The sequence below is a fragment of the Spirosoma utsteinense genome, from assembly GCF_014282275.1.
GTDB classification, from domain to species: Bacteria; Bacteroidota; Bacteroidia; order Cytophagales; family Spirosomataceae; genus Spirosoma; species Spirosoma utsteinense.
In genome coordinates this window covers 71,085-83,635 of record NZ_VFIA01000016.1, presented here as the reverse complement: position 1 = coordinate 83,635, position 12,551 = coordinate 71,085, and the positions used below count along the sequence as shown (strand labels likewise).

General features: G+C 53.1%; 5 protein-coding genes. All 5 read right to left on the bottom strand.

Annotation, left to right across the window (positions count from 1 at the left end; all coding sequences use genetic code 11):
• Positions 1 to 9: 9 nt before the first annotated feature.
• A complete protein-coding gene (locus FH603_RS14395; RefSeq protein ID WP_186738228.1) occupies positions 10 to 729 on the bottom strand; it encodes a hypothetical protein in 720 nt (239 codons plus the stop codon).
• Positions 730 to 920: 191 nt separating this feature from the next.
• Positions 921 to 2,276, bottom strand: a complete 1,356-nt coding sequence (locus FH603_RS14390) for a vanadium-dependent haloperoxidase (protein ID WP_186738227.1) — start codon at positions 2,274 to 2,276, stop codon at positions 921 to 923.
• Between the two features lie 108 nt (positions 2,277 to 2,384).
• Positions 2,385 to 5,882, bottom strand: a complete 3,498-nt coding sequence (locus FH603_RS14385) for a VCBS repeat-containing protein (protein ID WP_186738226.1) — start codon at positions 5,880 to 5,882, stop codon at positions 2,385 to 2,387.
• Positions 5,879 to 9,238 carry a VCBS repeat-containing protein gene (locus tag FH603_RS14380; RefSeq protein WP_186738225.1) on the bottom strand — a complete coding sequence of 1,120 codons (3,360 nt, stop codon included), beginning with the start codon at positions 9,236 to 9,238 and terminating at the stop codon, positions 5,879 to 5,881. The genes FH603_RS14385 and FH603_RS14380 overlap by 4 nt, the downstream gene beginning before the upstream one ends.
• On the bottom strand, positions 9,235 to 12,483 hold the full coding sequence (locus tag FH603_RS14375) for a VCBS repeat-containing protein (RefSeq protein ID WP_186738224.1): 3,249 nt from the start codon (positions 12,481 to 12,483) through the stop codon (positions 9,235 to 9,237). The genes FH603_RS14380 and FH603_RS14375 overlap by 4 nt, the downstream gene beginning before the upstream one ends.
• Between the last annotated feature and the right edge of the window lie 68 nt (positions 12,484 to 12,551).

Genomic DNA, 12,551 nt, shown 5'->3' with positions numbered 1-12,551 from the left:
CCATCTTCCTTATTCTGGGTTATAGGTTAGCTGAAGAACCAGTGCCTGTGCTCCATCCTGGTTAGCGCGCTGCCAGCCAATAGACAGTGGAAAGTGCTTCCCCGCATATACCTCAACGCCCAGGATGAGCTGGCCAAGGCTATGCTGACCTGATATAAAGTCGCCCAGCAAGTGCACTTTCTGATAGAAAATACCCGCGTCGAAACCGGCCTGATAGCCTGTCCTCCGACCTTCGCCGGCATACCTCGAATTGGCCCCATACACACCCATCGACCAGTTATAGTGTTCATCGTGAAACGAACCGGCCACGTGTGCATACGCGTAGCCTACCAGTTTGCTTTTCGACCTTGGACTCATGTTCACGCCTGCCTGCATACCAACAGCAACTTCAATATGCTTGGTGATATCGAACGCTTTCTGGCTGTTCAGCAGCAGCAGGGGACCATAAGCTTCCTGAACGGTTGAGTCATTAAGCGTGAACCGACGTTCAGACGGCAGGTAATCGAGGTTATATACGTTTAATCCAATTTCCCATTCCCGGCCCAATCCATAATTGACCGTAGTGCCCGCTCGAAAAGACTCGCCAAAACTGACCTGCTGCTGAACAGACACCTTGTGCTTATCAACAACGTCCGATGAGGGAACGTTGAAGTACGTTTGCTGAGCATAGCTGTGCTGGACGGTCGTGACGAAAAGGAGTAAAAGCGTTTTCCAAATGGTGAGCTTCATAAAGCGTTTTGAGTTGAGTATGTGAGGTTGAGGTTTCGCGCGGCAGGGTAGTACCGGTTAGCGTTCTCATACAACAGGGGAATGGCTGCTGTGTTAGGTGCAGGCTGAAAATACGCGTTCTATTACCAGCCCGCATAAAAAAAGGTCTGGCTCCATTACTGAACCAGACCTCTCGACGGGCTACCCGTAACTTACCGATTCGCTACCGACGACTTGCGGGTATGGATTTTCTGAAGTATCCACTTCCCTACGTTTTCGCCTTCTATCTGGCCATTCGTCATCGCAGAACGATAGTGAATACCGCCGTACAGCCGGCTGATGGAGGCTTCATCGGCCGCTTCCCGAATCGATTTGAATGAGCGGACACCGTGGCCGTATTTAAATTCTGTCGAGTCAGTAAAGGCAATATTGTCGCCCATCAGGTTCGTCATAACGGTGGCAGCGGCCGTTGAAATGACGCTGTGACCGCTGGGGTATTCCGGAAAGGGGGGCGTTTGCAGAAAGGGGGTCCATTGAGGGTCTACGTGCTTGTTGATGACGGTTTCGGGCCGAACCGTATTGCTACGGTACTTTTCGTCCCAACACGAGATAAACCCATCAGTCAGCGCAAACGAGGTCAGCACATAGGCTTCTACAGTCGGCATCAGAGCCATCTTCTTTTGCCGGGCTACCGTTTCGGCAATAGCCAGCCAGTGTCCACCTGGCGTCATCTTCTTCGATGCATAGGATACATGGCCCGCTACATTCATCACGAAGGCGTTATCATCCCAGAAATAAGCAATATCCTGCTGCTGCTTGCTCAGTGATTTGCCTATCTCGTAGACTTCCTGAAGTTCCTTTTGATAAGGGCTCCCTTTGGTCAGGTTGTAGGCGTAGGGACGCGCTGGCATAAACTGATTGCATGTATCCATGGCCCAGCAGCGAAGTTTGTTCCACTGTGGTTCGGCAGCATCCATATAGGCCGGGGGCGTTGGCACCCAGGTTCCATCGGCATTGGTAACGGTATGTTTGAAACCGCGCGTTTGCTTATAGTTGTCCTTAGCCGCATAGTCCAGCACATGCTTGGCAATGGCTTCCCCGTAGGCCAATGAGCGATCATAGACCTCGTCAGGAACACCATCTTTTTTGTACTGCTCGTAGAAGGGTTTCTCAAATTCGTCGTAAAAATCGACCGAGAACGTCAGGGCGCGGGCTACTGTCAGAAAGGCGCTGGCGCTGGCCAGCGGGAAACAATAGTCTTTGCCGGGTTCGGGCTTCGGGCCCGACTGAAATCGCTTGAGCTGGCCACCCAGCGATTCATAATTGGGGTCGAAGGGAACGAGCGCTTCATACCCGGCCAGGTTCGCATAGGCATAAATCCGGCTGGCTACGGGCGGGGAAAAAATGTCGTGAATCACAACCTGAGTCAGTTTGTCGAGCGCGGCATTGTAATACGCAGGGTTGGCCGCTTTTGCATTATACTCGGCGGGTGTAGCAGGCTTCTGACAACCAGCAAGGCCAAGCACCAGCACGACCAGCAGTGAGTTATATCGAAGCAGTAAGTTCATACGATTAAAAGACAAGTTAAAAGCATACGTAAGCCATGACCGGGAATAGACATGCTTACAAAATTAACAGAAAATATCGGACAAAATAAAGATACCCGCTGAGTGTGATTAGTTTACAGGCCTGAAAAGCTGGGTACCGGCTCCATTCCGGGCCACAATGACGTATATACCCTGTCCTGTGCGTACCGACCGGATATCCCGGATCTCGCCGTTCAGCAAAAACCCGCCGTCTACGCCCGATGCAGCGGTAAACGTCCCGCGCCCATCGTTTCTTAGTATCAGCCCGTTGCTGGCATCGTACCGGCCCTGATACATGCTGGCTCCGTAAAAATTCCCGCCTGCCAGTACATCCAGATCGCCATCCTGGTCAACATCGTAAGGTAGTAGCGCAAACAGTTTGGAAACCTGCGCCAGCATGGGTAACGCATGTACGAAAAAGGCAGGCTTCCCGTTTCGTTTAGACTGATTTTCGAGGTAAATCGAGGCAAACTGGTCGACCATAAATTCATCGGCTCCCTGTAATTCGCTGCTGGTTAGCACATCGGTAATCGGCTTACCGGCAAAGGAGGCATAGTTGGTAAATCGCTTGTTGATGATACCGGGTAGCTGTTTGCCCAGTTCATCTTTCGTCGCTACCGGAAACCAGTTGTCATCTCCCCTATCGTAGGTAATGATCTGTTCAACGCGCTGGTTGTTGTCGATGTCCTTCACCCACATCTTCAGCCGGGCTGTTCCTCCCGAAGCGGGGCTTTTGTGAAACTTGGTATTTGTGCCAATATTAGCCGCCATGAGGTCTATATCGCCATCGCGGTCAAAATCGGCGGCAACGATGCGCTGGTATAAACCATTCAATGGCGTCGCATCGACCGTAAAGGGCTCACTTTCGGCAAATGTGCCCTTGTCATTCACGAAGATGCGTATGGGCATCCAGTCGCCCGCCAGAATCAGATCGACGTCTTTATCGCCATCATAGTCAGCCCAGACGGCATCGGTGATCAGGCCCGCTTTACGCAGCGTACGGGCAAGCTGATCGGTTTGATCGGTGAAGCGTCCGCGGCCATCATTGATGAGTAAGTATGAGTTGGGCGATTTCCCATAGGCAAACCCCACCACCCGGCCGCCCACGAATAAATCGAGGTCACCATCCTGATCGATATCGCTGGGACGCACGCAGCTTTTGGTATCGTACATGGGCGGCAGCGCATTGGCCGAACGGCTGAACGCACCCCGGCCATCGTTCAGGTATAGGCGGTCGAACTGCTCGGGCATTTTCCCGTAGAACTCGTTGCCACCCGAAACAACATACAGGTCGAGGTCTTTATCGCCGTCGGCGTCGAAGAATACAGCGTCCACATCTTCACAGACGCGATCCTTCTCGAAGTCGGGTTGAGGCACGGGAAGAAAACGCCCGCCAACCTGCTGAATCAGCAAACTACCTGCCTGATCTCGGGCTCCACCCGCATACACATCATCCAACCCATCACCATTGACATCACCTACCGCCAGACGCGGCCCCTCGGTAGAGATTTTAAACGGCATCAGCGATTCCCGCGTGAAGTCGAAAAAGGGTTTATCTTCCTGATGAACGTATGGAAAAACAGTCGTATCCGTGACCGCTGCCAATAACGGCCGACTAGCCGGGGCCACATACCGATAGCCGGTACCATCGAGTTTGGCATCGGCCTGATGAAGCGTCAGGCGCTGATTAGCCTTGACGTGGGTTCGAATTTCCATCCGCTGATCGGGCCAGATCACAATCAAAGAGTCGACGACAGCACGCTTTCCCAAGCCAAACAGCAGCTCCGGTGCCACCGCCGACTCGAAGCCCCGTGTTGGCATTAGCTGTTGCAGCTGAAGTGAGTCACCATATTTGAGGATGACCTTTGTGCCAATTCCGAAGGTATTCGACCCCTCGCCCTTAAAGCGTAGGGTTAGGTGACGATTTTCGGGAAACAGGACGTTAGCCTCGTTCTGATACAACCCGGCCGGGTCTTCGATATTATTGGTCACCAGGTCGAGGTCGCCATCGTTGTCCAGATCGGCATAAACCGCACCACACGAGTAGGTTGGCGTTTCGAATCCCCACGCGAGTGATTTATCGTCAAACTGTACGTCAGGCCTGCCCCAATAGAGGTAGTTGTGTACTTTCCCATCGGGCATTTGCGCAATGGCTTTAGCGTCCTGCTGCCGGTTGCCGTACGACTGACTCTGATCCGAGATGTACTTGACATAATCGAGGTTGTTGGGCCGTCGTACAATCCCATTTGCAATGAACAGGTCTTTGATACCATCATTGTCGTAGTCGGCCAGCAGGGGCGACCAGCTCCAATCGGTAGCCGCTACGCCCGCCAGCAACCCAACGTCCATGAATTTCTTACCCGATTGACTGATCTGCAAGCAGTTGCGGCTGTATTGATCCATGTAGCCGTAGGTAAGTTTATAGCGGTAGATATCGAGTGGGTCTTCGCCCTGCGAGGATTTTTCGACTGTTTCTTCGGCCGGGTACATGTCGAGGGTCATCAAATCGGGGTAGCCATCGTTGTTCACATCGGCGATATCGTTACCCATTGAGAAGCGGCTCGTATGGCCAAATACCTGCCGGATACTCTCGACAAAGCCGCCTTTGTGATCATTGACGTAGTAGTAATCGTCTTCGTGAAAATCATTCGACACATACAGATCCTCCCAGCCATCGTTATTCAGGTCGGCCACCGAAATACCGAGGCCATATCCCATAGCCGCCCCATAAATGCCCGCCTGCTCCGAAACATCGGTGAAAAGGGGGGAAGAGGGGGAGGAAACCGCCTGGGCCACTGGAGCGCCCCTTCGTCCCTCTCCTCCCCTTCTTCCCTCTCTTCCCTCTCCTCCCCTTCCTCCCTCTCTTCCCCTTCCTCCCCCCCTTTCCACACTCATATTCCGGAATAAGTAATCCCCCGACTCACGGTTGCGGTTGTTCCGGGTCGATACCATGTCGAAGCTGCGTGACGTGTGAACAGCGTGATTCAGCAGGAAACAATCCAGGTCGCCATCGTGGTCATAGTCGAAAAAAGCAGCCTGGGTCGAGAAACCTGAGAAAGCCAGGCCATACTCAGCCGCCCGTTCGGTGAAAGTGGGCACCTTGTCGGGGCCGGGACCATTGTTGATGTAGAGTTCGTTGGTACCACGCAGGCCCTTGAACTTGCCGACGGCACACACATAAATATCGAGCAGACCATCGCCATTGACATCGGCCAGGGTAACGCCCGTCTGCCAGTCAGCGCGCCCCGCTACACCTGCTTTTGCAGTAGCATCAGAGAAGCGGAACGTTCCACTGCCGGGTATGGTCCCATTGAGGTAAAGTTTGTTGGGTCCCTGATTGGATACAAAATACAGGTCGGTGAGCCCGTCGTTGTTAAGGTCACCGGCCGCCACTCCCCCACCGTTGTAGAAATACAGGTAATCCAGGATGGATAGACTATCTGTATTCTGAAGGTGGTTCCGAAAGCCGATACCCGTTTGGGCGGAGTCCAGCTTATGAAACAGGGGTTTCTCTGCTGGCATGTTGTCACCTGAGCAACCGATCAGAAAGGCCAGCCCAACCAACAGGAATAGCAGCCCGATTCTCATGGCTTTTCGTCGTTAGCGACCGACAGTATCTGCGCCCGGTCGTTGTTCTTGGCCAGCACAATGAACTGTTTCCCGCCAGCGCCCCGTACTGACTGCATTCGGCGCACCTGGCCCCGAACGAAAAACCCAGTCTGTTCAGGTTTGGTAGCGGTGAAGTTCATTTGGTTGTCGCCCAGCAGCAACAGGCCGTAGTTGGCATCATAACGACCAATTTCGGCGAGTACGTCGTAGAAATTACCGGTCAGCAGGATATCCATTTTACCATCCCGATTGTAATCCCCCGTCAGGATGCCATAGATCGGCGATGTCTGGGCCTGGAGGGGCAATGCTTTCAGAGAAAACGTACCATTACCCTGATTGATAAGAATCGATGTTTCGGCGGTTTGCACACTGTGGACGGTCATGCCCTCGCGCTGCTTGACTGAGAAAATATCCTCAAACGTTGCGTTCGCATAATCGGTATGTTTGATGTATTTGGTTTTAATGGATGGGATACGTTTCTGCAAATCCGGCTTCTGGGCCATGACGCATTCACGCCGTTCGCCAGCCGTGCCAACGGGCCGGAAACAGGTGATGATCTGCTCGTACGATCCATTTTGGTCGAAGTCGTTGCTGTACATATGGGCCGGTTCGCTCACCGATGCGTTCATGCGGCTGTTCAGGCCGAGGTTGCCTACGACAAAGTCCAAATCACCGTCGTTGTCCAGGTCGGTAGCCCGGATTGAATTCCACCAGCCGCCGGTTTTGTCCAGCACATCGGAGTTCAGGCGTTCAAACCCTTTACCCCCCTTATTTTTCAATACGGTAATGGGCATCCAGTCGCCAACAAGTACCAGATCAGGATAACCATCTTTGTCGATATCGGCCCAGACGGCGTCCTTTACCATGCCGATCTCATCGGAGAAGGGCATAAGTTCTTTGGTGGCCTTACGGAAGTTACCCCGGTCATTTACCAGCAAGAGCTGTTCGGGATTTTTGCCGTATTCGCCCGACACCATCCGTCCGCCCACGAACAGGTCCAGATCACCGTCGCGGTCGAAGTCGGCAGCCGCCACGCAGGAGTTGTTTACGCCACTACGGGGCTGCGTATTGTCCCAGACGAAGTTGCCTTTGCCATCGTTTCGAAACAGCCGGTCGTTCAGGGCCGACGGTTCTTCGAACTCATTCCCACCCGTTGCAACATAAAGGTCTAGGTCTTTGTCGCCGTCAGCATCGAAGAACGTGGCAGCCACGTCTTCGGAATAGAGCGCATCGAGCAGGAAGGGTTGTTTCTGCGCAATAAAGGCCCCCGAAGCCTGCTGCACATACAGCGACCGGGGCATGTTGGCCGCTCCACCCAGAAATACATCTTCCAGTCCATCGCCGTTGACGTCGCCAACGGCCAGGGCAGGACCCTCACGGGACAACATCTGCTTCAGCATACCATCGCGGTTATAGTCGACGAAGTCGTTCTCTTTATGCACGTAGTTCAATTGCGACAACCCTGTTACATCGGTGAATAACTGGTTTGCCGACGGGCCCGCGACGGGGAATGTAGCGGTTTGGTTCGCATTTTTCTCCACCAGCGTGAGCGTTGTGTTTGCTTTGGGGGTCCGGATCACCTCTTTCCGGTCGGTGGGCCAGATCACCGTCAGCGAGTCAATAGCCGGACTGTCACCCAGCCCGAACACCATCGTCAGATCGACCGACGACTCGAAGCCCCGGTTCGGCATCTGCTGTAGATACTGCGTTTCGGGCTTACCGTCGGCACCTTTCCGGTGCACATACACTTTAGCCCCGATCGCATTGGGATTCCGGCCGGAGCCGCTCAATTTCACCCGCAGGAAGTTCTTCTTTTTCTTGTCGACGGACGTGTTTTTGTAGATCGACACGGCGGCATTGTTGTTATTCACAACCAGGTCCAGATCACCGTCGTTGTCCAGGTCGCCGTAAGCCGATCCGTTGGAGAAACTGGGTTCGGCCAGCCCCCACTCGGCGGCTTTGTTTTCATACTGCATGCCGGTACCGGTGTTCCTGAACGCGTAATTCGGCAGCGGGCTCGACCCCATTTTATTGACGTATTCCTTGTAATCGAATTTTTTTGTGCCTTCGATCATAGATTGCAGGTCAGGATTATCGGCCAGATAAGCCACATAATCCTGATCGGTCAGGTCTTTCAAAATGCCATTGGCTACAAAGACATCCTTCTTGCCATCCATATCCATATCGAACAGCAACGCGCCCCAGCTCCAGTCGGTAGCGCTGGTACCCGCCATCCGGCCAATTTCGGAAAAGGTGCCGTTTCCATTGTTCAGGTGCAGCATGTTGCGCGAATCCTGAAAGAAGAAATCCCGCGTTTCTTTCAACTGATTTGTCTCGTAGCTGTCGAACGATGTCGTGGTTTTGAGCCGGTAATCATCGTCGGGCAGCATGTCGGTCACGAAAATGTCGAGGTTCCCATCGTTGTTAACGTCGGCAATATCGGCTCCCATCGATGCCAGGCTCACATGCCCCATCTGGTTTTCGATATCTTCCTTGAACGTACCGTTTTTCTGGTTGATGTACAGGTAATCGCGCTCGTAGAAATCGTTGGAGATATAAATATCCGGCCAGTTATCATTGTTCACGTCACCAATGGTGATGCCCAGACCAAAGCCGATCAGGCTCCCATAAATGCCTGCTTCGGCACTGACATCGGTAAAGGGTTTATCCGCACCTTCGTTTCTGAATAGTTTGTCGCCACCGAGTTTGTCGCGGGTATCGCGCATGTTGGCGAAGCCCAGCCGGTCCATTGGCGTGAAGCTGTTGTTGAGCAGGTACATGTCCAGATCGCCATCGTGGTCATAGTCGAAGAAAGCCGCGTGGGTCGAGAAGCCACCGTCGACCAATCCGTAGGCAGCCGCTTTTTCGGCAAAGACCGGTATGCCGTTCTGAACACCCTGATTGATGTAGAGCTGGTTACCCCGCCCGTCGCGGCTACCCGAATTACAGACGTAGATATCGAGCCGTCCGTCGCCGTCGACATCGGCAAAGGTTACGCCCGTCGACCAGAACTTCTTACCGAGTATACCAGCTTTCGCCGTTACGTCCTCGAAGGTCATCCCTCCCCGGTTCAGGTAGAGTTTGTTGGCTTCAAAATTGGAGGTTAAAAACAGGTCGGGTAGTCCATCGTTGTTGAGGTCGCCAATAGCCACACCGCCACCGTTGTAGAAGTTACGGTAGTTGAAAATATTAAAGTTTTTTTTGTCAAGGCTCCGGTTTACGAAGTCAACGCCTGTTTCGGTAGCGGGCAACGACTCAAATAGCGTCTCCGGATTGCCGCTACATGACCACAGCCCCCAGACGCTAAGCGCCATCAGGTACAGTTTTTTGCTCATTGATTTCTTTTCAATCTACTTTGTTTGCCAGCGGGGCCGCTAAATGTGAGTGCTTTTTGGCCACTCATCCCAACGATCAACTGGTTGCCTGCTTTTTTGATATCGCGCACGTCGCCCCGCACATACAGGCCCGTTTGTTGGGGCGACACCTCAGCAAATTGCCAGTTACCGAGGTTTCTGAGCATAAGCCCATGGTTAGCGTCGACCTTACCAATGCGCAGCCGCATCCGTGAGTTATTGCCCATCAATAGCAGGTCGGCCGTTCCGTCCCGGTCAAAGTCGTTTGCCAGGATAGCGTATACGGGGGCCACCTGTGCCGACAGGGGTAAACTATGGGGCACCAGCGTACCTGTCCTGTTCTCTAAAACGAGGGATCTTAGTTCAGTAATGCGTCGGGACTTAGCCTGGCTGAGTTGCTGTTCATCGAAGCAGTCGGCAAGTGACGCATCGGTGTAGGCTTTGTAGGTCGTAAACCGCTTCCGAAGCGTGGGCACCTGTTCGCAGATTTCATCGCGTGAGTAAGCGGGGTATACTTTCCCCTGGATAGCATAGCTCATGAAAAAGTCGAGCGTACCGTTCAGGTCGAAATCGTCGTAGGTAAGCGTGGCAGGAAGTTCTTCACTAGCTTTTATGCCTGTATTCAGACCCATGTTACCTACAATAAGGTCATCGTCGCCATCGCCGTCCAGGTCTGCCTTTTCGATACGGTTCCACCAGCCGGCCAGATTTTCGTAGACGGTTTGTTGATCGGCAGAGAATTTCCCTTGCTGGTTCCGTAACACCGTTACGGGCATCCACTCACCCACCACTACTAAATCGGGCCAGCCGTCCCTGTCAACATCCAGCACGGCCGCATCCGACACCATACCTAACCGCCCCAGCGATCGCTTCGTGAAGTTGGCCTTGCCATCGTTGATGAGCAGAAAGCTTTCGTCATCAGCCGGAAACCGGAACGGCTTCACAAAACCACCCACGAACAAATCCAGATCACCATCGCGGTCGACATCGATTACCTTGACACAGCTACCGTTTTCAGCTTCCTGCGGTATCGGCTTAGCCGTAAACATACCTTTTGTATTCAGCCAGAGCTGATCCTGTTTTTTTGCTACATCATTCACAGCGTAACCGCCATTTACGACGTATAAGTCGAGTTGTTTGTCACCGTTGAAATCGGCCAGAACTGCGTCAGCATTGGCAGCGGCTCCTAAACCGGGCAAGAGCTGGGGGCTGAATGAACCGTCCGGCTGTTGTAGAAACAGGGAACCCGCCTGTTTGGCATTGCCACCAATGAAGATATCTTCTTGCCCATCGTTGTTTACGTCACCCGTAGCCATACGCGGTCCGGAAGCGGTGTACTGCATCGGCAATAAAATCTGCCGGTCGAAACTATTCGAGGAGTCGATCTGATGCCGAAAGTCAATCCCCGCGCTGCTTTCAAACAAGGCTGTCGGTAAAACGGGCTTTGACGTTGTAGCAGGTACCGCTTGTTTATAGTGTACAGGCAGGGTTATGTTGGGCATAACGCCGTTGAACGTCTGCGTCCGGCCATCAGGCCAGTCGATTCGAACCCGCACTGGCTTAGCGTCGGGACCGAGTCCGAAAATCAGTTTACCGTGACTACAGGATTCAAAACCACGCGTAGGGTAAAACTCCTGTGTCTGACGCTGCCCGTTCGCATCGACAGTCACGGTTGTTCCTACTCCAAATGGATTGGCGGTTGACCCGTTCAGGTGAATACTCAGGTAAGCGGCTTCTTTGGTTTCGCGACTGGTATTCCGGTAGACGCGTGCTGTTTCGTTGAGGTTATTGGTGATGATGTCCAGGTCACCGTCGTTATCCAGATCGGCATAGGCGCAGCCGTTCGATACGGTAGGCTCACTAAAACCCCATCCCTCCTGCTCGTTGGTAAAGGTTAAATCGCCGTTATTACGAAATATATAATTGTTAGTCGGCGTCGACGGCATTTGGCGGATCTGCTCCAGTACGGGCCGCCCCGTCAGTTCCGCTTCGTCGGAAAACTTGATAAAATCGGCATTGGTAAAGTCGCGCAGAATCCCGTTGCTCACGAAAACGTCTTTGAAACCGTCCAGGTCGAAATCAGCGAGTACGACCCCCCAACTCCAGTCAGTAGCGGATAGGCCCGCCAGTTGACCAACCTCAGCAAACTGCCCGTTCGGCTGCTGAATCTGCAGCATGTTGCGCATGTTCTGGTGCCAGAACCCGTTCTGCAACTGAGCCTGATACACATTCCAGTTATCGGGCCAGGGCAGGGTTTTCTGCCGGGCATTGCTCTCCGGCATCATATCGAGGGTCATAATATCCGGGCGGGCATCATTATTCAGATCGGCCACGTCGGCACCCATGGCCGAGTACGATGTGTGGTCTATACGCTGCCGTAGCTCGTCCCGAAAGGCTGGCCCGGCCGGCTGCTGCCCCTGCTGATTGATATAGCAATAATCATCCTCAACAAAATCGTTGGTGACGTAGATGTCGGGCCAGCCATCGCCGTTAATATCCGACACGGCGCAACTAAGCCCAAAGCCAAGCGCATTGCCCCGAATACCGGCCGCTTCTGAAACGTCGACGAAATGCCCGTTTTCGTTCCGAAACAGTTTGTCGCCCGCGTTGGCATCGCGCTCATACCGCATTACGGCGGCTTCTTTGCGCTGGTAATTTTTGAGGTTATGGTTGATCAGGAAACAGTCCAGATCCCCGTCGCGGTCATAGTCAAAGAAAGTAGCCTGGACCGAATAGCCCCTATCGGCCAGTCCATATTCCACGGCCCGATCCGTAAAGGTCAGGTTGTGATTATTGATGAGCAGTTGATTTTGACGCAGCGAATCGGGGCGCAATCCTGAATAGCAGATGTAGATATCGAGCCAGCCATCGGCGTTAACGTCGGCCAGCGTAACGCCGGTTTTCCACCCCGTCGGTCGCCCACCAACACCGGCCTTCCCTGATATATCGGTAAACGTCATTTCCCCTTTATTCAGGTACAGCTTGTTAGCTACCTGATTACCAGTAAAGAACAAGTCGATTAAACCATCGTTATTGAGGTCGCCAGCGGCCACGCCCCCCCCGTTGTAGAAATACTCGAATGCCAGTACGTTTTCCTGTTCAGTTTCCTGAAGCTGGTTTATAAAAGCTATCCCCGTGGCTTTCTGATCTGTTTTTTCAAATAAGGGCACCTTCTCCGAGCAGGAGAACAGGAGCAGGCAACACAGGCAAACAAGGTACGGTTTCATCTAAGCAAAAAAACGCACAACAGACCCGATAAGTGCTGTATCACGATTATTTTATTGGGCTGACCAAC